This window comes from Ornithinibacter aureus (assembly GCF_009858245.1).
Taxonomy (GTDB): Bacteria; Actinomycetota; Actinomycetes; order Actinomycetales; family Dermatophilaceae; genus Fodinibacter; species Fodinibacter aureus.
In genome coordinates this window covers 3,341,659-3,362,843 of the sequence record NZ_VMSB01000001.1, presented here as the reverse complement: position 1 = coordinate 3,362,843, position 21,185 = coordinate 3,341,659, and the positions used below count along the sequence as shown (strand labels likewise).

The window sequence follows — 21,185 nt, the reverse complement described above, 5'->3', positions numbered from 1 at the left end:
CTCGGATGCCGATCAGGCGGCGGTGACGGGAGCGACGTCACCCGCATCGCGCGCCATCACGTCACCCGTGGCCCCCTGCGCCACGGCGGCCCGCCCGACCACGAACACGTAGGCGAAGAAGAGCGCCTCGGCGACCACCCCGATGAGGATGCGCGCCCACGTGGGCAACCCGGATGGCGTGACGAAACCCTCGATCGCACCGCTCACGAACAGCACGACGACGAGCCCGAGCGAGATCGCGATGGCCGTGCGGCCTGCCGCCGCGAACGACTCGAGCCGGCTCACCGGCCCGGGGTCGACCCACGACCAGAACAGCCGCAACCCGATTCCCGCCGCCACGAAGACGGCCGTGAGCTCGAGCAGACCGTGCGGCAGGATCAGGCCGAAGAACAGGGCGCCGCGGTCGTTGCTGATCATCAGGGCGGCAGCCACCCCGACGCTGACGACGTTCGCGCCCAGCACGTAGAGCACGGGCAGCCCGAGCACCCCGAGCGCGATGCACAGTGCCGCGACCCGGGCGTTGTTGAACCACACGAGCGTGCCGAACTCGGCGTGCGGGTACTCGGAGTAGTAGTTCTCGAAGTCGGTGCCGACGTACGCCTCGATCTCCGCAGGCGTCAGCTGATTGCTCCACACCTGCGGGTTGTCGATGGCCCACCACGCCACGAACGCGGCCAGCGCGACGCTTGCCAGGGTCGTGGTGAGCCACCACCAGCGCGTGCGGTACAGCGCCGCCGGGAACGTGTGGGTGAAGAACGCCAACAGGTCCGACCAGGTCGAGGTGCGCGCTCCGGCCGAGGCGACCCGGGCCCGGGCCAGCACGGAGGACAGGTAGCTGACGACCGACGGGTCGGGGCTGCCGGACCGCACGACCGACAGATGGGTCGACACCCGCTGGTAGAGGTCGAGCAGCTCATCGGCCTCGGCCCCGCTGAGACGCCGACGGCCGGACAGCTCCTCGAGGCGCTTCCACTGGGGCTGGTGCACCATGAGGTAGGCGTCGAGATCCACCCGTGAAGACTAACTGCCGGGGCCCGGCGGCGCCGGTCGGGTTAGCATCGGCAGGTGAGCGATCCGGGGGGCTACCGCAGTTACGCCGGGGACGACATGATCACCGGCGAAGGCGTGGCCGTCGAGGTGCCGGTCGCGAGCGTCGCCGCCCGCATGGCGTCCGGGGCCATCGACGTCGTCGTCACGCTCGTGGTCCTGATCGCCGGGGTGTTCGCGATCGGTTTCGTCGCGGGCGGTGTGTCGGATGCCGTGATCGGGATCCTGTTCATCGGGCTCAGCGTCCTGGCCTTCATCGTCCTCCCGACGGCGGTCGAGACCCTGACACGTGGACGCAGCCTCGGGCGGATGGCTCTCGGGTTGCGCACCCTGCGCGACGACGGCGGCCCGACGACCTTCCGGCACGCCCTCGTCCGTGGCCTCGTGGGCTACGTCGAGATCTACCTGTTGTTGGGTGTCCCAGCCGTCATCGCGTCGATGGTGCACCCGCGCGCCAAGCGGCTCGGCGACATGGCTGCCGGCACCATCGTCATCTCCCAGCGGGCGGCGCTGCGCCTGACCCCTCCCCCGCCGATGCCGCCGGCCCTGATGCCCTGGGCCCTGTCGGCAGACATCGCCGCCCTGCCCTCCGGCCTGACCGTCGCCATTCGGCAGTTCCTGGCCCGGGCACCGGGTCTGTCACCGGCCTCGCGCCACACCCTCGGGGTCGACCTGTTGGCCTCGACCCTGGCCTACGTCGCGCCCCAACCGCCGCCCGGGTTCCATCCCGAGGTGGTCCTGTCGGCCATCGTCGCGCAGCGGCGTCGCCGCGACCTCGACCGCCTCTGGCGCGAGGAGCAGCTGCGCGGCCGCGTCCTGCCGGCAGACCCCCTCACGCGCTAACTCCGCGACGTATTGCACTGCAGCAACCCGCCGGGGGTCGCCGGTAGGTGGCTGCAGTGCAATACGTCCCTGGCGGACCTGATCACCCCCAATGGGGGTACGTACGACTGGGCGGCGTGCCGCAACTACCCCCTGCTGCCCTGAGAGGAGTCCCATGTACCACGAGGACGAGTCGGTGCTCACGCCACGCAAGTGGCCCTGGCAGAAGGACACGCTGGCCTTCGGCTGGCTCGACCCGCGACACCCGTTCCGGGAGGCCCCCTGCCCACCGGAGGTGAGGCGCGGGCTCGAGGAGGCCGCCCGGAGCCCCATCGACCGCACTCGCGGCTTCCACACCTGCGCCTTCTGTCCCCGCCCGGCGCCCGCGGAAGTCGGCCCGTGGTCGCCCGACTTCCACCCCACCGAGTACACGACGCAGCAGGGAGACACGCTCCACCTCGGCAGCGCCAGCATCGAGGTGATGGCAGGTGGGCGACGCTGGGTGGCACCGAACCTGGTGCTGCACTACGTCGCCGAACACGGCTACCTTCCCCCGGATGAGGTGGTGGCGGCGCTCTCGACACCGATGGGGCGGCCATGAACGCGTTGCCCTGCAGGATGCCTTCGACATTGCTCGGCGCCACCTGGCCGAGAACGTCCAACCCGTCCACGCCCACGAGATCGTGATCGCCTCGTGCACCGAGTACCCGACCGCGTGGGTCTTCGCTACAACACGCGCGCGTCCCTGACCGGCGACTTCACGGCCGGCCTGCTGGGGAACGGGCCGGTCATCGTGGGCAAGGCCGACGGGTCGGTGACGCTGGCCTCGTCCGCGTTCCCCGTCGAGCAGCAACTCCCGCCGCAGGCTTGACCCACGCGGCAGGATGGGCCGCATGAGTCGACGACGCCCTGAGACCCCGTTCCACGACCTGCAGCACTTCATCGCCTACCCGCGCGTGAACGGGCTGGCGCTGAGTCGCGACGGCAAGCGGCTGGCCACGATCGTCTCGACGCTGGACGCCAAGAAGACCCGCTACGCCAACGCGGTCTGGGAGCTCGACCCGGCCGGCGAGGCGCCCGCGCGCCGCGTCACCCGCTCGGCCAAGGGCGAGTCCGGGGCGGCCTTCGACGCCGAGGGCAACCTGTACTTCGTCTCGGCCCGTCCCGACCCCGACGGCGACGGCGACGACCCGGTCGCCGCGCTCTGGATGGTCCCGGCCGCGGGCGGCGAGGCCCGGCTGGTCATCTCGCGTCCCGGCGGCATCCAGGCCGTCCTGACCGGGCGCGACGGCGGCGTGTTCGTCGTGGCCCCGCTGATGCCGGTGGCCGAGCACGCCGACGTCGGTCAGGCGCGGGCGCCCAGGGCTGCGTAGCCGGGCTTCACGACGTGCTCGATGATCTCCAGCCGCTCGTCGAACGGCAGGAACGCCGACTTCATCGCGTTGATCGTCGCCCAGCGCAGGTCCTCGATGGTCCAACCGGCCTCGTCGACGAGCAGCTGCATCTCGCGGGTCATCGACGTGCCACTCATGAGCCGGTTGTCGGTGTTGATCGTCACCCGGAAGCGCAGGTTCTTCAGCAGGGTGATCGGGTGCGCCGCGATCGACTCGGCGGCCCCGGTCTGCAGGTTCGAGCTCGGCGCCATCTCGAGCGGGATGCGCATGTCGCGCACGTAGGCGGCCAACCGACCGAGAACGGGGATGCCGTCCGCCCCCGTCTCGATGTCGTCGACGATCCGCACGCCGTGCCCGAGCCGATCTGCGCCACACCACTGGATGGCCTCCCAGATCGAGGGCAGCCCGAAGGCCTCACCCGCGTGGATCGTGAAGTGGGCGTTCTCGCGACGCAGGTACTCGAAGGCGTCGAGGTGGCGGGTGGGAGGGAACCCGGCCTCGGCACCGGCGATGTCGAAACCCCCGACGCCCTGATCGCGGTAGCGCACGGCCAGCTCGGCGATCTCGCGGCTGCGGGCGGCGTGGCGCATCGCCGTGAGCAGCGTGACGACCCGGATCGGCGTGCCGGCCGCGGCCGCCTCCTGCTGCCCCTGCGCGAACCCCTCGAGCACCGCCTCGACGACGTGCTCGAGCGAGAGCCCGCCGGCCAGGTGCTGCTCGGGAGCGAACCGCGACTCCGCGTAGACGACACCGTCAGCGGCGAGGTCGAGCGCGCACTCGCGGGCGACCCGCACGAGCTGCTCACGCGTCTGCATCACCGCCACGGTGTGCGAGAACGTCTCGAGGTAGCGCACCAGGGAGCCCGAGTCCGCGGAGTCCAGGAACCATTGCCCCAGCTCGACGGCATCCGTCGTGGGCAACCCGTCGTAACCGCTCTCCGCGGCCAGGTCGACGATGGTCTGCGGCCGCAGCCCGCCGTCGAGGTGGTCGTGCAGCAGCGCCTTCGGGGCGCGGGCGACGATGGAGGGAGTCAGGGCAACCGCGGAGGACATCAAGCGATCCTGTCGATGACGATGGGCGGGCGCTCGACCGAGGTGCCGGCCGGCGCGATGGTGATGCCGCCGTCGAGGGCGGCGACGGCACGCTCGAAGCGCTCGGGAGTGTCGGTGTGCAGCGTGAGCAGCGCGTCACCCTCGCGGACCTCGTCGCCGGGCTTGGCGTGGATCTCGATGCCGGCGCCGGCCTGCACCGGGTCCTCCTTGCGGGCCCGGCCCGCGCCGAGGCGCCACGCGGCGACACCCACGGCGTACGCGTCGAGACCGGACAGCACGCCGGATGCCGTGGCCCGCACCTCCTGCGTCTCCCTGGCCGTCGGCAGCGGGGCGTCCGGGTCACCGCCCTGCGCGGAGATCATCGCCTTCCAGGCGTCCATCGCGCGACCGTCCTTCAGCGCTGCGGCGACGTCCTGACCACCGCGACCCGCGGCATCCAACATCTCCTCCGCCAGGCGCACGGTGAGCTCGACGACGTCGGCGGGCCCGCCACCGGCGAGCACCTCGACCGACTCGCGGACCTCGAGCGCGTTGCCCGCCGTGAGGCCCAGGGGGACCGACATGTCGGTGAGGAGGGCGACGGTGTTCACGCCGGCATCCGTGCCGAGGTCGACCATCGTGCGGGCGAGCTCAGTGGCGTCCTCGCGGTTCTTCATGAAGGCGCCGCTGCCGACCTTGACGTCGAGCACCAGGGCACCCGTGCCCTCGGCGATCTTCTTGCTCATGATCGAGCTCGCGATGAGCGGGATGGCCTCGACGGTGCCAGTGACGTCACGCAGCGCGTACAGCTTCTTGTCGGCGGGAGCCAGGCCCGACCCGGCGGCGCAGATGACCGCACCGACGTCCTCGAGCTGGCGCATCATCGCCTCGTTGGACAGGGCGGCCTGCCATCCAGCGACCGACTCGAGCTTGTCGAGCGTGCCACCGGTGTGGCCGAGGCCGCGCCCCGACAGCTGCGGCACGGCGACGCCGAACACGGCGACCAGTGGTGCCAGCGGCAGGGTGATCTTGTCGCCGACCCCGCCCGTGGAGTGCTTGTCGGCGGTGGGTCGCGACAGGGCGGAGAAGTCCATCCGCTCACCGCTGGCGATCATCGCCGCGGTCCAGGTCGCGATCTCACGTCGGGTCATGCCGTTGAGCAGGACGGCCATGGCGAGGGAGCTCATCTGCTCGTCGGCCACGACGCCGCGCGTGTACGCGTCGATGACCCAACGGATCTGGTCGTCGGACAGCTCGTGGCGGTCCCGCTTGGTGGTGATGACGTCGACGGCATCGAAGGATTCGGTCATCGGGCCATCATGTCAGGGCCGGGCACCCTTCTTCAGGTGCTCGGGGCCGAATGCCTGGGGCAGGACCTGCTCCATCGGCAGCACGCCGAGCGGGGTCATGAGCAGGGTCTGCGGGGTGCCGTTCTCCCAGAGCAGCTGGCGGCAGCGGCCGCACGGCATCAGGGCCTGGCCAGCGCCGTCGACGCAGTAGACCGCGGTCAGCAGGCCGCCGCCGGTGGCGTGCAGCTGCGACACCATGCCGCACTCGGCGCACAGGGTCACCCCGTAGCCGGCGTTCTCGACGTTGCACCCGGAGACCATCCGGCCGTCCTCGACGAAGCCTGCGACCCCGACGCGGTACTGGCTGTAGGGGGCGTAGGCCAGGGTCGTCATCCGCACGGCCTCGGCGTGCAGGGCGTCCCAGTCGACGTCGGCGGTGCTCATGTGGTCTCCAGCGGGTCGAGGGCGCGACGGTTCGCGTCGGTGTGCCAGACGATCGCCACCGATGCCAGGAGGCGGGCGCCGAGCGCGATGGCGTCCTCGTCGACGACGAGGTCACCCTGGTGCAGGTCGAACGTGGGCCCCCCGTGGGTGCGGGTGCCCAGGCGAGCCATCGCGCCGGGTGCCTGCGCGAGGTACCAGGAGAAGTCCTCGCCACCGAGCGACTGGGTCGTGGAGACGGGGACCATGGCGCCGGCGAGGGCAGCGAGGCGGAACGACTGGATGCCGTCGCTGGTGTTGACGACGGGCGGCACCCCCTTGACCCGCTCCACCTTGGCCTGCACCCCGTAAGGAGCGACGACCCCGTGGACGATCTCCTCGAGCAGCGGGCCGACGGTGAGCCAGGCGTGCGCGTCGAGCATGCGCAGCGTGCCGGTGCACTCACCCGTCGACGGGATGACGTTGGGGGCGCGGCCGGCGGTGATCGTGCCCCACACCAGGGCGGCCCCGGCGCGGGGGTCCAGCCGGCGGGAGAGCGCGGCGGGCACGTCGGTGACGACCTTGGCGAGCGCGTAGGTGAGGTCCTCGGTCAGTTGCGGGCGGGAGGTGTGTCCGCCGCGGCCGTGGAGGGAGACCGCCACCTGGTCGCAGGCCGCGGTGATCGGCCCCTCGCGAAGGCCCACCTGTCCGACGTCGAGGCTGGGGTCGCAGTGCACCGCGAAGACCGCGTCGACCCCGTCGAGGGCCCCGGCGAGGATGGCGTCGTGGGCACCGCCGGGGATCATCTCCTCGGCCGCCTGGAAGATGCCACGAACAGCGACACCACGCTCGGTGAGCGCCGACTCGTTGGCGGCCAGTGCCAGCAGAGCCCCGATGAGCGCCGTGACGTGCACGTCGTGCCCGCAGGCGTGGCACACACCGGGCGTGGTGGAGGCGAAGTCGAGGCCGGTGCGCTCGCGAACCGGCAAGGCGTCCATGTCCGCGCGCAGCGCGACCCGGTGCACGGCATCCGAAGGCCCGACGTCGGCGAGCAGACCGGTTCCGGGCAGCAGGCGAACGCGCACCCCGGCGGCGGTGAGGTGGTCGGCCACGGACTGCGTCGTGCGCGTCTCCTCGCGCGACAACTCGGGGTGGGCGTGCAGGTCACGCCGGATGTCGATGAGTGCGGGTGCGAGTGCGGAGATGCGCTCGCCGAGCGCGGCGAGGAGGGCATCGTCGTTCATAGGAAGCCGAGTGTATCCACGTCCGACGAGGGCGGGCGTAGCGTAGGGGGGCATGGCGACGTCCGACGTCGATGTCATCCGCACGACCGGCCTGCGAAAGGCGTTCGGCCGCACGCGGGCCCTCGACGGACTCGACCTCACCGTCGCCAACGGTGAGGTGCACGGCTTCCTCGGGCCGAACGGGTCGGGCAAGTCCACGGCGATCCGTGTCCTGCTCGGGTTGCTGCGCTCCGACGGCGGCACGGCATCCGTCCTCGGCCGGGACCCCTGGCGCGACGCGACCGAGCTGCACCGCTCCATCGCCTACGTTCCCGGGGACGTCGTGCTGTGGCCGACCCTCAGTGGCGGGGAGGTCATCGACCTGCTCGCAAGGCTGCGCGGCGGCATAGACGACGCCCGTCGCCGCCGTCTCGTCGGGCGCTTCGAGCTCGACGAGACGAAGAAGGGGCGCGCCTACTCCAAGGGCAACCGGCAGAAGGTGGCGCTCGTCGCGGCGCTGGCCAGCGATGCCCCGTTGCTCATCCTCGACGAGCCGACATCGGGTCTGGACCCCCTCATGGAGGAGGTCTTCCAGGCAGAGCTCTCGGACCTTCGGGCGCGGGGCCGCACCGTGCTGCTGTCGAGCCACATCCTCAGCGAGGTGGAGCGGGCCTGCGACCGGGTCAGCATCGTGCGCTCGGGCAGGATCGTCGACAGTGGCAGCCTCGCCGACCTGCGTCACCTGACCCGTACGCGGGTGCACGCCGTGCTGCGCGACGCGGTGACGCCGGCCGAGGTCGCGGGGTGGGCCGGCATCCACGACGTCGACCTCGAGAGCAGCGCGTCGGGCGACGACGCCGGCGTCGAGCTGCGCTGCTCGGTGGACTCCGCCCACCTCGGTGACCTCGTGGAGCACCTCGGTCGCCGAGGGGTGCTGACCCTGACCTGCCAGCCGCCGACGCTCGAGGAGCTCTTCCTCGCGCGCTATCGAGAACCGTCGCCATGACCACCCGGCTGGCCGGCGCACCCGAGCTGTTCCGACTCGCGTGGCGGCGCGACCGCATCCTCGTGCCGGCGAGCGTGCTCGGGCTCGTCGCCCTGTCGGTCGGCTCGGCGCAGGCGACGCTGGCCCTCTACCCCGACGACGAGGCAGCGGCGACCGGATTCGCCGGAATCCTCACGAATCCTTCGGTGATCGCGATGTACGGACCGCTGGCGTCGCAGACCGCCGACGCCCTGGCCGTGTTCAAGACGGTCATGATGGGGGCCTTCCTCACGGCCGTGCTCGGCTTCGTCGTCGTGCGGCGACACACCCGCACCGAGGAGGACGAAGGGCGGCACGAGCTCGTGGGTTCCGGTGTCGTCGGCCGCTGGTCGCCGCTCGCTGCAGCCGCGGCCCTGGCCGTCATCGCCGTCGTGGCGGCGAGCGCCCTGTCTGCGGCTGGTCTGGCCGCACTCGGCATGGACGGTGCCGGGAGCACCGCCTTCGCCGTCGCGTGGCTCTCGGCAGGCTTGGCGACCGTGGGGGTCACCGCCGTGGCGGTGCAGCTGGCGTCGACATCGCGCGGCGCGGCCGGCCTGGGGTTCGGATTCCTCGCTGCGGCGTACGCGTTGCGCGCCGTCGCTGACTCGGCGGATGCCGGGACGCTCCTGCACGCTCTCGGTTGGCTGTCGCCCTTGGGCTGGGCGGGGCGCGTGGAGGCCTACGGGGCAAACCGCCAGTGGGTGCTGCTGCTCGGCCTCGGCGCCCTGGCGCTCGGTGTCGGGGTGGGCCTGGCGGTGCTGGACCGGCGCGACCTCGGTGCCGGGCTGATCCCGGCACGCAGCGGCCCGTCAAAGGCCGGTGCGCTGCTGGCCTCTCCGCTGGGGCTCGTCACCCGACTCGCCCGAGGGACCATCATCGGCTGGAGCATCGGCATCACCCTGGGAGCCGTGGCCATCGGGTCACTGCTCGGCTCGGTCGCGGATCTGGCCGATGACGAGGTCATCCAGGAGTTCCTGCGCCAGCTCGGCGGTTCGGCGGGCACCATCGAGGACATCTTCGTCGCGACGGAGGTGCGGTTCGTCGCCGTCGCGGTCGCGGCAGCCGGCGTGGCCCTGCTGCTGCGCCTGGTGGGGGCCGAACGCGGCGGGCTCGGTGAGGTCGTGCTCACCACCCCGGTCAGTCGCACGCGCTGGTATGCCGCTCACGTGGCGGTCTCGCTCGTACTGGTCACCGCGTTGATGGCCCTGTTCGGGCTCGTCCTCGGCGTCGTTGGCTCGGCGGTGACCCCGCTCGCTCCGTCGGTGGGGGCGGCAGTGGGAGCAGCGCTGTCGACGGTTCCGGCGATCTGGGTGGTCGTGGGAGTGGCGGCGCTTTTGTGCGGGGCCCTCCCCCGGGTCGCGCCGCTCGCGTGGGGGGTGCTGCTCGTGGCATTTGTCGTGGGCGAACTGGGCACGACGATGAACCTGCCGTCGTGGGTGATCGACGCGTCCCCATTCGCGCACCTGTCACAGCTGCCGGGTGGCGAGTTCGAGCCCGTTCCAGCGGTGTGGCTCACGCTGATCGCGGCGGCGCTGATCGCCGCCGGATGGGCGGCCTACCGCCGCCGCGACGCGGTGTGAGGTGACTTGCCCGGGCTCGACACCACTGATCACGTGATGCGGTGGGCCGTCAGCCACTGCGTGATCTGCCTGACGTCACGGTGGCCGGCGGCTGCCTCGAGCACCATCGCTTCGGCGTCGTCAACCGTGTACGTCAGGTCAACGTCGTTCAGCAGGCAGAAGACGCGCGTCGCCGACCACGCGAGGCGCTTGTTTCCGTCGACCAGTGCATGGTTGCGCACCAATGAGTGGAGCAGCGCGGCCGCCTTGTCCTCGAAGGTCGGGTACGCGTCCTCGCCGAAGACGCTCATCCGGGGGCGCGCCACGGCTGCAGCCAGCAACCCGGGGTCGCGCACGGCCACCTCGTCCATCACCCCCGACGCGATCTCCAGGACGTCCTCGAGGGAGAGGAAGTCGACCTCGTCGCGGCTCACCTGCTGAGGCGCTCGAGCAGTTCGCGATCCTCGGTACGCACCCGATCGATCGCGTTGAGCAGTCGCTGGGGTCGGTCCGTGACGTACTGGCTGATCGCGGTTCGCGCGACCTCCTGCATCGAGCGGCCTTCCTGCTCCGCCTTGGCGCGCAGGGCATCGCTCTCGGCGTCGGTCAATCTGAGATTCATGGCCATGCCAGAACGGTACCATCGCGGTACCGAAATCGGTGGTGGGCGCGGCATTGGTTGTGGCCCGCCGTCAGGTGAGGTCGGTTCGGCCCTGCGCCTTGAGCGCGTCGACGACGGCCTTGACGTCCTGCGCCCGCGAGCGGGTGGTGACGAGCACGGCATCCGGGGTGTCGATGACGACGACGTCCTCGAGCCCCACCACGGCCACGCGGCGGCCACCGGCTGCTGCGACGACCCCGGAGGCCTCGATCGTCGTCACGTCGTCGACCGAGCCGAGCACCCGCAGGCCGGGCTCCCCCTCGACGGGAGGCAGCAGTTCGGCCAGGCTGGCGAAGTCGCCCACGTCGTCCCAGGAGAACGGGGCCGGGACGACGACGACGTGACCGGCATCCGCGGCCGGCTCGGCGACCGCGTGGTCGATGGCGATCCTCGTCAGCGCCGGCCACAGCTCGTCGAGGCGCTCGGGCGAGGCCGCGATGGCGCGCACCCCAGCGGCCAGCTCGGGATGCCACTGCGCCAACAGGTCGAGCAGCGTCGCGGCCTTGACCACGAACATCCCTGCGTTCCAGCGGAACTCTCCGGAGGCGACGTACTGCGCCGCCCGCACGGCATCCGGCTTCTCGACGAACTCGACGGCCCGAAGCGCGGTGGCGAACCCCGCCAGCGCCTCCCCCGCCCGGATGTAGCCGAAGCCCGTGGCTGGTGACGTCGGCTCGATGCCGATCGTGACGAGGTGACCCTCGCGTGCCACCTCGGCGGCCTCCCGGATCACGCTCTCGAAGGCGGTGGTGTCGGGGATGACGTGGTCGGCCGCGAACGAGCCGATCACGGCCTGCGGGTCCTGGCGCTCGATCACGGCAGCGGCCAGACCGATCGCCGCCATCGAGTCGCGTGGTGACGGCTCGGCGAGCACCTGGTCGCCGGCCAGGGCGGGAAGCTGCGCCCGCACGGCATCCGCATGGGGCGCACCGGTCACGACCACCACCCGGTCGCCGGTCAGCGGCTCGAGCCGCTCAACCGTCGCCTGGAGCAGCGTGCGCCCGCTCCCGGTGAGGTCGAGGAGGAACTTGGGGTGCGCGGCGCGACTGAGCGGCCACAGGCGCGTGCCGGCACCACCTGCGGGCACGACGGCCCAGAAGCCGGGGATGGTGGACATGGGATGCGAGGTTACGCGGCGCGCGCTCAGCCGCGCAGCGGGAAGCTGTCGACGACCCGCCAGACCTCGTCGTCGTCGTGGTGGTAGAGCTCGACCGAGGTGACCGGGAAGCGGCAGCGGAAGTCAGCCAGCTCGTCGAAGGCCCGATCGAGTGCCTCCTCGCCCAGGTGGTGGGCGATCGTCACGTGGGGGTGGTACGGGAAGTCGAGCAGGCGCTCGATCGGCCCGGAGCGCACGGCGAGCTCGAGCGCCTCGCACTCACCGATCCCCCGAGAGACCTGCACGAACACCACGGGCGAGACGGGGCGGAAGGTCCCCGTGCCCGAGAGCACCATCTCGAACGGCGCCACCGACTCGGTGATCGCGCTCAGGTGCTTCAGGAAGGACGGCATCTGCGGAGGGTGGATCGCGGTCGGGGGAAGGAGAGTGACGTGCGGCGGGATGGCAGAGGCCATCGTGTCGCCGACGGCCTCACGGGCGGACTGGAGAGTCGTCGCCCACGGCTCGGGGATGGTGACGGCAACGCCATGGTTCGGCATGGGGCTGGACCCTACTCCGCTGCGACGGCTGCCGAGGACCCGGCCAGGGCGACGGCCGCCCCGGCAGGGTGCAGCAGCCCCACGGCATCCCGGATGCGCGACATCGTCGCGTCGGCGACGACGGCAGCCCGCTCCGCACCGCTGGCGAGGATGCGGTCAAGCTCGGCAGGGTCGTCGAGCAGCTCGGTCATCCGCGTGCGGAACGGGGTCACGGCCTCGACGACGACGTCGGCAACGGCCTTCTTCAGGTCGCCGTAGCCGCGCCCGGCGAACTCGTCCTCGAGCGCCGGGATCGACGTGCCCGACAGCACCGAGTGGATGACGAGCAGGTTCGACACCCCGGGCTTGGTCTCGGGGTCGTAGCGCACGACGGCCTCGGTGTCGGTGACGGCCGAACGGATCTTCTTGGCCAGCCGGCTCGGGTCGTCCATGAGCTCGAGCATGCCCTTGTCGCTCGACGCGGACTTGCTCATCTTCGACGTCGGCTCCTGGAGGTCCATGATCTTGGCCGACTCCTTGAGGATGTACGCCTCGGGCACGGTGAGCACGTCGCCGAACCGGGCGTTCATCCGCTCGGCGAGGTCGCGGGTGATCTCCAGGTGCTGGCGCTGGTCCTCACCGACGGGGACGAACGCCGCGTCGTACATGAGGATGTCCGCGGCCATGAGCACCGGGTAGGTGAACAGCCCGACGTTGGCGTTGTGCCCCTTGGCCGTCTTGTCCTTGAACTGCGTCATGCGGTTCATCTCGCCCATGGCCGTCTGGCAGGCGAGCACCCACGCCAGCTCGGGGTGCGGGCCCACGTGGCTCTGGCAGAACACGGCCGAGGTCTGCGGGTCGACACCGCCGGCGATGAACTGGGCAGCTGTGACCCGCGTGCGGCGGCGCAGCACGTCGGGGTCGGTCGGCACCGTGAGCGCGTGGAGGTCGGCCACGAAGAAGTAGGCGTCGAAGTCCTGCTGCAGCCCGACCCAGTTCACCAGGGCACCGAGGTAGTTGCCGAGGTGCAGGGATTCGCTCGTCGGCTGCATCCCGGAGAGGATGCGCGGGCGTGCGGAAGCGGGCGAAGCAGGAGTAGACATAGGCTCATTGTGTCAGGGGCAGCGCCCCTAGACTCACGCGCATGACGCCAGCTAGCGGCATCCACCTCGAGGTGTTCGGCCGACCCCCGAAGGGTGTCTGGTCGGCCCCCGGCCGGGTCAACCTCATCGGCGAGCACACCGACTACAACGACGGGCTCGTGCTGCCGATGGCCCTGCCACAGCGCACGTATGCCGCATGCTCGCCGCGCGCCGACCGCCTCCTGCGCGTGCACTCGGCCCAGGCCGGCGCCACCGTCGAGGTCGATCTGGCGAGCGTCGGGCCGGGCAGCCCGGCGGGGTGGACGGCCTACGTCGCCGGCGTGCTCTGGGCGCTGGCGCAGGACGGTCACGACGTGCGCGGCCTGGACGTCACCGTCGACAGCGAGGTACCGGTCGGCGCCGGCCTGTCGAGCTCGGCGGCACTGGAGTGCGCGGTGGGGGCGGCGGCCAGCGACCTGTTCGGGCTGGGCCTGCTCGCCGACGACGCCTCGCGCGCCCGCCTCGCCGCGGCCTGCGTGCGCGCCGAGAACGACGTCGCCGGTGCCCCGACCGGCGGCATGGACCAGTCGGCATCCCTGCTCTGCCGCGCCGACCACGCCCTGCTGCTCGACTGCCGCACCGGCGCCACCGAGCACGTCCCGTTCGTCCTCGGCGGCGGGGAGGGGTCGGATGCCGTGGCCGGGCACGTCCTGCTCGTCACCGACACCCGCGCCGAGCACTCGCTCAACGACGGCCAGTACGCGCAGCGCGTCGCCTCGTGCGATGCCGCGTCGGCTGCCCTCGGGGTGAGCTCGCTGCGTGACGTCGACCCGCGGGGCCTCGAGGCGTCACTTGCCGCGTTGCCCGACGACGTCCTGCGCCGGCGGGCCCGGCACGTCGTCACCGAGATCGCTCGGGTGCAGGCCACGGTGGCCGCCCTGCGCGAGGGTGACCTGGCCGAAGTGGGGCGCCTGTTCGACGAGTCGCACACCTCCCTGCGCGACGACTACGAGGTCAGCTGCGCCGAGCTCGACGTCTCGGTCGAGGCGGCCCGCTCGGCGGGTGCCCTCGGGGCGCGGATGACCGGTGGCGGTTTCGGGGGCTCGAGCATCGCGCTCCTGCCCGCGGATGCCGTCGACACCGCCGTCGCTGCGATCGCGCAGGCGTTCGCCGAGCGCGGGTGGCACGCCCCGGCATCCTTCGCCGTGACCGCGGGCGACTCAGCCCACCGCGACGCCTGACCTGTGATCACTCCCGAACGTGGGTGAAGATCGCCGCCCGGACGACGATCTTCACCCACATTCCGCGAAAGGGGGGGTCAGGGACACGGGGTCAGGGCAGGTCGTACTGAACGCTGACCGGCGCGTGGTCGCTCCAGCGTTCGGCATATGACGGTGCCCGGCCGACCTCGGCACGAACGGCCCGCTGCGCGAGCGGCGCCGAGGCCAGGTGGTAGTCGATCCGCCAGCCGGAGTCGTTGTCGAAGGCCTGACCCCGCCACGACCACCACGTGTACGGCCCCGGCCCCGGCCCGTGCAGCCGCCGGTGGACATCAACCACCCCGAGCCCGTCGAACCACGTGTCGAACACCGCCCGCTCCTCGGGCAGGAAGCCGGCCTTGCCCCGGTTGCCCTTCCAGTTCTTCAGGTCATCGGCGGTGTGCGCGACGTTGAGGTCGCCGGTCACCACGGCGTGCCGGCCATCGTCCGTCCACTCCCTCAGCCGCTGGGTCATCGCTGACAGGAAGCGCATCTTCTCGTCCTGCCGCGGCGTGCCCGCTTCACCGGTGTGGACGTAGGCCGACGCCACCGTCACCACCGACTCCCCGACCACGACATCCGCCTCGACCCACCGGCCGGCGCCGTCGAACTCGCCACCCGGCATCCCCACCGATTCGCGCACGGCGACGGGCTCGGTGCGACTGAGCACCGCGACGCCGGCCCGCCCCTTGGCCCCGCTCACGCTGTGCGCGACGTGCCAGCCCTCGAACACCGAACCGGCCAGGGCTGCGCGCAGTTCGGCGTCCGAGGCGCGCACCTCCTGCAGGGTCAGGACGTCGGGGGCGGCGGCTTCGAGCCAGGCCAGGCCACCCCGGCGGACGGCGGCACGGATGCCGTTGACGTTGGCGGAGACGAGGAGCACGGGGACATCGTGGCAAGCGCCCTCAGCGACGGCGGAACCGGGGCAGGCGCACACCCCGCCGATCCGGTAGAATTTGTCTTGACGTCAAGATAACCGGCACCAGCGAGGAGCAACGAGGCACCCATGGCAACGATCTTCTACACCCTCACCGACGAGGCCCCGATGCTGGCCACGTACTCGTTCCTGCCGGTGGTGCAGGCCTTCGCCTCGACCGCAGGTGTCGACGTCGAGACGCGCGACATCTCGCTGGCCGGTCGCATCCTGGCCCTCTTCCCTGAGCACCTGACCGAGGAGCAGCGCGTCGGCGACGCCCTCACCGAGCTCGGTGAGCTCGCGACCACCCCCGAGGCCAACATCATCAAGCTGCCGAACATCTCGGCGTCGATGCCCCAGCTCAAGGCCGCCATCGCCGAGCTGCAGTCCCAGGGCTTCGCCCTGCCCGACTACCCGGACGACCCCCAGAGCGACGAGGAGCGCGACATCCGCGTGCGCTACGACAAGGTCAAGGGCAGCGCCGTCAACCCCGTTCTGCGCGAGGGCAACTCCGACCGGCGCGCACCCGCCGCGGTGAAGAACTACGCCCGCAGCCACCCCCACTCGATGGGCGCCTGGAGCACCGACAGCAAGACCAACGTCGCCACCATGGGCGTCGACGACTTCCGCTCCAACGAGCAGTCGGTGGTGCTCGCCGGCAACGACCGGCTGACCATCCGCCACGTCGCCACCGACGGCACGAGCACCGTGCTCAAGGACGCCCTCGGGGTCCTTGAGGGTGAGGTCGTCGACGCCACCGTCATGCGCGTGGCCGCTCTCGGCGCCTTCCTGCGCGAGCAGGTCGCCCGCGCCAAGGCGCAGGACGTGCTGTTCTCCGTGCACCTCAAGGCCACGATGATGAAGGTCAGCGACCCGATCATCTTCGGCCACGTCGTGCGTGCCTTCCTCCCCGAGGTCTTCGAGCGCTTCGGCGCCGACCTCGACGCGGCCGGCCTGTCCCCCAACAACGGCCTCGGCGGCATCCTCGACGGCCTGGCCGCCCTCCCCAACGGCGACGAGATCAGGGCCGCCATCGAGCAGGGCCTGGCCGACGGCCCGCGCCTGGCGATGGTGAACTCCGACAAGGGCATCACCAACCTGCACGTGCCGAGCGACGTCATCGTCGACGCCTCGATGCCGGCGATGATCCGCACCTCCGGCCACATGTGGGGCCCCGACGGCGCTGAGGCCGACACCCTCGCCGTCATCCCCGACAGTTCCTACGCCGGCGTCTACCAGACCGTCATCGACGACTGCCGCGTCAACGGCGCCTTCGACCCGACCACGATGGGCTCGGTGCCCAACGTCGGCCTCATGGCCCAGAAGGCCGAGGAGTACGGCAGCCACGACAAGACCTTCGAGATCTCGGATGCCGGTCGCGTCGAGGTCGTCGACGGCAGCGGCACGGTGCTCATGTCGCACGACGTCGCACCGGGCGACATCTGGCGCGCCTGCCAGACCAAGGACGCCCCGATCCGCGACTGGGTCAAGCTCGCCGTCACCCGCGCTCGTGCCTCGGCCACCCCGGCCATCTTCTGGCTCGACCCGACCCGCGCCCACGACCGCAACCTCATCGCCAAGGTCGAGACCTACCTGGCCGACCACGACACCGACGGTCTCGACATCAGGATCATGTCCCCGATCGAGGCCACCGCGCTGTCCATCGAGCGCATCCGCCGCGGTGAGGACACCATCTCGGTCACCGGCAACGTGCTGCGCGACTACAACACCGACCTCTTCCCGATCCTCGAGCTGGGCACGAGCGCCAAGATGCTCTCGGTCGTCCCGCTGATGAACGGCGGCGGCCTGTTCGAGACCGGCGCCGGCGGCTCGGCCCCCAAGCACGTGCAGCAGCTGACGGCCGAGAACTACCTGCGCTGGGACAGCCTCGGTGAGTTCCTCGCACTGGCCGAGAGCTTCCGCCACGAGGCGACCGGTGGCAATGCCCGCGCCGGAGTGCTCGGTGAGTCCCTCGACCGCGCCACCGAGCGCCTGCTCAACGAGGACAAGTCACCCGCCCGCCGGGTCGGTCAGATCGACAACCGCGGCAGCCACTTCTGGCTGGCCCGCTACTGGGCGCAGGAGCTCGCCGAGCAGACGCAGGACGCCGAGCTCGCCGCCCGGTTCGCCGACGTCAGCGCGCAACTGATCGCCAACGCCGACGCCATCGACGCAGAGCTCATCGCCGTCCAGGGCTCACCCGCCGACATCGGCGGTTACTACCGGCCCGACGCCGACAAGGCCTCAGCCGTGATGCGCCCCTCGGCGACGTTCAACGGCATCCTCGCCTCGCTCGCCTGACCGACGCGCGACCAAAACGGTCCGCGGATGCCGTGCCACGGCATCCGCGGACCGTTTCGTCGTTCTCGGGTCAGATCTCGCGGGAGACCCGCGGGTGGTCGGTGGCGGAGTGGTGGTGGTCGTGCTCGTCGGCGTCCGCCTCCACCTTCGTGACGTGGATCGTGCCGTGCGGGTGCTCGGCCGGGCCGTACACGGAGTACAGGCGCAGCGGCTCGTCGCCGGTGTTGACCACGTTGTGCCAGGAGCCCGCCGGGACGAGCACGACGTCGTCGTCGGCGACGTCCCGGGTGAAGGACAGGTCCTCGCGCGTGAGGCCCATGACGACCTGCCCGCGGCCGCCCTCGACCCGGATGAACTGGTCGATGTCGTGGTGGACCTCGAGGCCGATCTCCTCCTCGGGCTGTAGGCACATCACGGTGAGCTGGAGGTGCTTGCCCGTCCAGAGCGTGGAGCGGAAGGCGTTGTTGCCGAGCGTCGCGGCCTCGATGTCGGTGACGAACGGGTGGGGGCCGTGGTCGGTCATGGGTGCTCTCCTGGGTCGGTGCGGTCGGGCCGAGAGGCCCACCCCAAACATATCGAGGTGGGGTCCCGCCCGCTCATCATCCGGCGAGTCGCCGGTGGCCCTGCGACGCAGGTGGGAAGATCGTCGCCATGACTTCACCCAGCATGGTTCAGCGCCTCGGCGCGGAGTTCCTCGGAACGTTCTGGCTCGTCTTCGGCGGCTGCGGCTCGGCCATCTTCGCGGCCCTGTTCCTCGTCCCGAACGTCGTGGCCGGTCAGTCGGTCCAGGCCGGCATCGGGTTCCTCGGGGTGGCCCTGGCCTTCGGTCTGACGGTGGTCACGATGGCCTACGCCGTCGGTCACGTGTCCGGCGCGCACTTCAACCCCGCGGTGACGATCGGTGTCGCCGTGGCCAAGCGCTTCGAGTGGAAGGACGTGCCGGCCTACGTCGTCACCCAGGTCGCCGGCGGCCTCCTCGCCGGCCTGGCGCTGTGGGCCATCGCCCGTGACAAGCCCGGCTTCTCGGTGACCGGGGGGATGGCCGCCAACGGCTACGGCGAGAACTCCCCCGGTGGGTACGGCTTGGTCGCCGTGTTCTGCGCGGAGGCGCTGCTCACCGCGTTCTTCCTCTACGTCATCCTCGGGGCGACCGACTCCCGCGCCCCGTCGGGCTTCGCCCCGCTGGCCATCGGTCTGGCACTGACGCTCATCCACCTCATCTCCATCCCGATCTCCAACACCTCGGTCAACCCGGCCCGATCGACCGGCGTCGCCTTCTTCAACGGGGCGGGCGCACCCGGGCAGCTGTGGGTGTTCTGGTTGGCGCCGATCATCGGTGCGGCCATCGCCGGCGCGACGTTCCACCTCGTCACCGGGGTCGACCGTCGTGACCGCGACATCTCCGGCGAGATCGACGCCGACGACGTCACGGTCGCTGAGGGCGTGGACCCCAACGCGGCCCGCTGACCCCTCGCTCGGACCTTGTCGTAGCGTCCGGGATCGTGGCGGTTCGGACCGCCAGGATGCCGGACGCTACTGCGTCGTCGGACTCGAAGTGTGGCGACGCAGGTCGAGTCCTCAGGAAACGAGGTCGATGGCCTTGGCCGCAAAGTCCTCGACCAGCCCACGCGCCTTGACGAGGTCGGCCAACACCTCTTCTGCAGTCACCTCCGGGTTGTCCATGGAGGCGTACTCCGCCTGGTTCCGCCGCATCCTCATCCGATTGAACGGCTTGAACAGGTGACCGAGAGGCGGCTCGAACTGTGCCTCCATGGCGTCCTGGAGTACTACGTGGCCCCCAGTCGCTGTCGCTCGAAGGCCTTGTGCCTCAAGGACGGCCGCCAGCGCCTTTCGAGCGCGCTCTCCCTCGAAGCCGTGACGCGCTGCAACCGTCTCAAGCCGACGAGTTCGTCGATGATGTCCTGCCCCTTCGCCCAGGTCATAGCTCACGACCCAGCGTCAACGCGACGAGCGGGCTCGCCTTCACCTGCACAAGGAAGGGGTCCTTGGGGTTGTGGACCTCCCACACCTCGCGAGACACCCTGCGAATACTCACGGGGCGACCAAGTCGCCGCCTGGCCCGTTCGGCAGCATCGAAAAGATCATCTGAATCTGGAGCGCCCACGATGAGGACGTCGACGTCGTGGGGTTCCGGACCTTCGGCGCCTTGCCTTCTCGCCGCCCACGATCCGTAGATGAAAGCTTGCTCCACCCCGTGCACATCGCTTAGCTCGTCCTCGAGCACCGGGACGGGGCCGTAGGTGCGCAGGACGAGCTCGCGCAATGGCGCGAAGAGGGAGGTGTCAGAGTTGGCGCTGACCTGACGAGTACGGCCCACGCGCTCTTCGGTCACCATGCCCGCGGCGACCATGCGATCAAGCTCGCGCGTCACCGTAGGGACCGAAACCGACGTTGCGGAGGCCAGTGCGGTCACGGTCCAACGCTGGCCCGGGTCGAGGTAGAGACGGGCGAGCACGTCTCCTGTGGCATCCGAACGGAGGATGGGCAGGAGTGCCGACGGTCTTACTTTCATGAAAGCAAGTATATTCACAGTTTATAGAAAGTGTCACTGTCGCTGTGCACCGCGATTCCCGGCATCCGGAATGCCAGCGGCCCGCTCGGCGGCGTAGTGGCGGAAGAGCAGGTAGGCCGCGACCGCACACAGGACGTGCCAGGCGCCGTGCTGCTGGAGCAGGGTGTCGGGGTTGCACCACGCGTGGTCACGCTGGCCGGTGGTCCAGATCACGAAGGCCAGGGTGAGCGTGGCCAGCGACGCGAGACCGAACCAGACGTCCTGGCGGGGTGAGCGACGCCGGATGAGGGCCACCTCGAGCCCCACGGCCACCCAGAGCTGCGCGGCGAAGGCAGCATTGCCGAGGTGGCCGAGCACGGCGACGCTGCCGCCTCGCAGGTGCACGGCCATTCCCAGGACGACGGCGACGACGAACACGGCGGCCATGAGACCCGGGCCACGGTGCAGGAACCGCATCAGGGCGTAGGCCAGGGCGAAACCACTGACGAGGAACATGCTGAGCAGGTCGAGGTGGCCCCCGAGGTCGCTCTGGGTCGCGTGCATGGCCATGCTGCCCGGGCCGAGGAGCACGACGAGGACGGCATAGGCCGTGGCCAGACCCGGGTGGGCACCCAGCGTGAGGCCGAGCCGCACGCGGTCCGCGGCATACCAGGCCACGGCGAGCCCGGCGATCACGAAGGCCAGGTTGCTACACGTGTTGGCGGGTTGACGGATCCAACCCGGGCGGGCCGCTTCGCAGAAACCGTCACCGCGGCCGACGTCGGGGCCCAGCCATCCGAACCGCGCGGCGGCCAGGACGAGGGAGAGCGAGATCACCGCGGTGAGGCCCGCGACGAGGAGCGGCCGGAGGTCGCGCGCGCCGGGTCGACGACGGCCGCTGCCGCCCGTCCGGCGCGGGTCGGTGGCGACCACCGGTCGTGGATCGCGCCCGCCCGGCGCTTGGCTCGTCACGTGGGCCACCCCACCACACGCCCGCGTGTGGCACCAGA

At 71.0% G+C, this 21,185-nt stretch carries 24 protein-coding genes; 9 read left to right on the top strand and 15 right to left on the bottom strand.

Annotated elements, in window-relative coordinates; all coding sequences use genetic code 11:
- Nucleotides 1-12 precede the first annotated feature (12 nt).
- Nucleotides 13-1,011 carry a stage II sporulation protein M gene (locus C8E84_RS16075; protein WP_159903732.1) on the bottom strand — a complete coding sequence of 333 codons (999 nt, stop codon included), beginning with the start codon at nt 1,009-1,011 and terminating at the stop codon, nt 13-15.
- A 54-nt stretch (nt 1,012-1,065) separates the two neighbouring features.
- On the opposite strand from C8E84_RS16075, the gene C8E84_RS16070 reads away from it, so the two are divergent.
- The 4 genes from C8E84_RS16070 to C8E84_RS16055 all read left to right on the top strand — a co-directional run bounded on the left by C8E84_RS16070 (nt 1,066) and on the right by C8E84_RS16055 (nt 3,242).
- Nucleotides 1,066-1,890: an RDD family protein gene (locus C8E84_RS16070; protein ID WP_246196987.1), complete on the top strand. Its 825-nt coding sequence runs from the start codon at nt 1,066-1,068 to the stop codon at nt 1,888-1,890.
- 154 nt (nt 1,891-2,044) lie between these two features.
- Complete coding sequence (locus C8E84_RS16065) at nt 2,045-2,470, top strand: DUF7919 family protein (protein ID WP_159903730.1); 426 nt, start codon at nt 2,045-2,047, stop codon at nt 2,468-2,470.
- A gap of 114 nt (nt 2,471-2,584) precedes the next feature.
- Complete coding sequence (locus C8E84_RS16060) at nt 2,585-2,740, top strand: hypothetical protein (protein ID WP_159903728.1); 156 nt, start codon at nt 2,585-2,587, stop codon at nt 2,738-2,740.
- Between the two features lie 22 nt (nt 2,741-2,762).
- Nucleotides 2,763-3,242 (top strand): SMP-30/gluconolactonase/LRE family protein, encoded by a 480-nt coding sequence (locus C8E84_RS16055; protein WP_159903726.1) that lies wholly within the window; start codon nt 2,763-2,765, stop codon nt 3,240-3,242.
- Here C8E84_RS16055 and C8E84_RS16050 read toward each other — a convergent pair.
- The 4 genes from C8E84_RS16050 to C8E84_RS16035 are packed head-to-tail and all read right to left on the bottom strand — an operon-like array spanning nt 3,215 to nt 7,247.
- Nucleotides 3,215-4,315: an adenosine deaminase gene (locus C8E84_RS16050; protein ID WP_159903724.1), complete on the bottom strand. Its 1,101-nt coding sequence runs from the start codon at nt 4,313-4,315 to the stop codon at nt 3,215-3,217. The genes C8E84_RS16055 and C8E84_RS16050 overlap by 28 nt on opposite strands.
- Nucleotides 4,315-5,604, bottom strand: coding sequence for a thymidine phosphorylase (locus C8E84_RS16045; RefSeq protein ID WP_159903722.1), 1,290 nt, complete (start codon nt 5,602-5,604; stop codon nt 4,315-4,317). The genes C8E84_RS16050 and C8E84_RS16045 overlap by 1 nt, the downstream gene beginning before the upstream one ends.
- 12 nt (nt 5,605-5,616) lie before the next feature.
- The gene (locus tag C8E84_RS16040; protein WP_159903720.1) at nt 5,617-6,027 is read right to left on the bottom strand and encodes a cytidine deaminase; all 411 of its coding nucleotides are present in this window, start codon (nt 6,025-6,027) and stop codon (nt 5,617-5,619) included.
- Nucleotides 6,024-7,247, bottom strand: coding sequence for an amidohydrolase (locus C8E84_RS16035; protein WP_159903718.1), 1,224 nt, complete (start codon nt 7,245-7,247; stop codon nt 6,024-6,026). Before C8E84_RS16035 ends, C8E84_RS16040 begins: the two co-directional genes overlap by 4 nt.
- Before the next feature lie 52 nt (nt 7,248-7,299).
- Here C8E84_RS16035 and C8E84_RS16030 point away from each other — a divergent pair, with 52 nt between their 5' ends.
- Nucleotides 7,300-8,232: an ABC transporter ATP-binding protein gene (locus C8E84_RS16030; RefSeq protein ID WP_159903716.1), complete on the top strand. Its 933-nt coding sequence runs from the start codon at nt 7,300-7,302 to the stop codon at nt 8,230-8,232.
- Nucleotides 8,229-9,830 (top strand): ABC transporter permease, encoded by a 1,602-nt coding sequence (locus tag C8E84_RS16025; RefSeq protein WP_159903714.1) that lies wholly within the window; start codon nt 8,229-8,231, stop codon nt 9,828-9,830. Before C8E84_RS16030 ends, C8E84_RS16025 begins: the two co-directional genes overlap by 4 nt.
- Nucleotides 9,831-9,859: 29 nt before the next feature.
- Here C8E84_RS16025 and C8E84_RS16020 read toward each other — a convergent pair whose 3' ends face one another.
- The 5 genes from C8E84_RS16020 to trpS all read right to left on the bottom strand — a co-directional run bounded on the left by C8E84_RS16020 (nt 9,860) and on the right by trpS (nt 13,208).
- Nucleotides 9,860-10,243, bottom strand: coding sequence for a type II toxin-antitoxin system death-on-curing family toxin (locus C8E84_RS16020; RefSeq protein WP_159903712.1), 384 nt, complete (start codon nt 10,241-10,243; stop codon nt 9,860-9,862).
- The gene (locus C8E84_RS16015) at nt 10,240-10,437 is read right to left on the bottom strand and encodes a ribbon-helix-helix protein, CopG family (protein WP_159903710.1); all 198 of its coding nucleotides are present in this window, start codon (nt 10,435-10,437) and stop codon (nt 10,240-10,242) included. Before C8E84_RS16015 ends, C8E84_RS16020 begins: the two co-directional genes overlap by 4 nt.
- 64 nt (nt 10,438-10,501) lie before the next feature.
- Nucleotides 10,502-11,587 carry a mannose-1-phosphate guanylyltransferase gene (locus C8E84_RS16010; protein ID WP_159903708.1) on the bottom strand — a complete coding sequence of 362 codons (1,086 nt, stop codon included), beginning with the start codon at nt 11,585-11,587 and terminating at the stop codon, nt 10,502-10,504.
- Nucleotides 11,588-11,613: 26 nt separating this feature from the next.
- Nucleotides 11,614-12,126: a 2'-5' RNA ligase family protein gene (locus tag C8E84_RS16005; protein ID WP_159903706.1), complete on the bottom strand. Its 513-nt coding sequence runs from the start codon at nt 12,124-12,126 to the stop codon at nt 11,614-11,616.
- A gap of 11 nt (nt 12,127-12,137) precedes the next feature.
- A complete protein-coding gene (gene trpS / locus C8E84_RS16000) occupies nt 12,138-13,208 on the bottom strand; it encodes a tryptophan--tRNA ligase (RefSeq protein WP_159903704.1) in 1,071 nt (356 codons plus the stop codon).
- 41 nt (nt 13,209-13,249) lie between these two features.
- On the opposite strand from trpS, the gene galK reads away from it, so the two are divergent.
- Complete coding sequence (gene galK, locus C8E84_RS15995; protein WP_159903702.1) at nt 13,250-14,428, top strand: galactokinase; 1,179 nt, start codon at nt 13,250-13,252, stop codon at nt 14,426-14,428.
- Nucleotides 14,429-14,519: 91 nt separating this feature from the next.
- On the opposite strand, the gene C8E84_RS15990 is transcribed toward galK, so the two are convergent.
- A complete protein-coding gene (locus tag C8E84_RS15990; RefSeq protein ID WP_159903700.1) occupies nt 14,520-15,329 on the bottom strand; it encodes an exodeoxyribonuclease III in 810 nt (269 codons plus the stop codon).
- Nucleotides 15,330-15,452: 123 nt separating this feature from the next.
- On the opposite strand from C8E84_RS15990, the gene C8E84_RS15985 reads away from it, so the two are divergent.
- A complete protein-coding gene (locus C8E84_RS15985) occupies nt 15,453-17,663 on the top strand; it encodes an NADP-dependent isocitrate dehydrogenase (protein ID WP_159903698.1) in 2,211 nt (736 codons plus the stop codon).
- A gap of 70 nt (nt 17,664-17,733) precedes the next feature.
- On the opposite strand, the gene C8E84_RS15980 is transcribed toward C8E84_RS15985, so the two are convergent.
- The gene (locus C8E84_RS15980) at nt 17,734-18,186 is read right to left on the bottom strand and encodes a cupin domain-containing protein (RefSeq protein WP_159903696.1); all 453 of its coding nucleotides are present in this window, start codon (nt 18,184-18,186) and stop codon (nt 17,734-17,736) included.
- A 128-nt stretch (nt 18,187-18,314) separates the two neighbouring features.
- Between C8E84_RS15980 and aqpZ the strand changes: the two genes are divergently transcribed.
- Nucleotides 18,315-19,130 (top strand): aquaporin Z, encoded by an 816-nt coding sequence (gene aqpZ / locus C8E84_RS15975; protein WP_159903694.1) that lies wholly within the window; start codon nt 18,315-18,317, stop codon nt 19,128-19,130.
- A 111-nt stretch (nt 19,131-19,241) separates the two neighbouring features.
- On the opposite strand, the gene C8E84_RS15970 is transcribed toward aqpZ, so the two are convergent.
- The 3 genes from C8E84_RS15970 to C8E84_RS15960 form a co-directional block, all read right to left on the bottom strand.
- The gene (locus C8E84_RS15970; protein WP_211675632.1) at nt 19,242-19,613 is read right to left on the bottom strand and encodes a hypothetical protein; all 372 of its coding nucleotides are present in this window, start codon (nt 19,611-19,613) and stop codon (nt 19,242-19,244) included.
- Nucleotides 19,603-20,097, bottom strand: a complete 495-nt coding sequence (locus tag C8E84_RS15965) for an ArsR family transcriptional regulator (RefSeq protein WP_246196985.1) — start codon at nt 20,095-20,097, stop codon at nt 19,603-19,605. The genes C8E84_RS15970 and C8E84_RS15965 overlap by 11 nt, the downstream gene beginning before the upstream one ends.
- Nucleotides 20,098-20,229: 132 nt before the next feature.
- A complete protein-coding gene (locus C8E84_RS15960) occupies nt 20,230-21,147 on the bottom strand; it encodes a ceramidase domain-containing protein (RefSeq protein WP_246196984.1) in 918 nt (305 codons plus the stop codon).
- Nucleotides 21,148-21,185 lie beyond the last annotated feature (38 nt).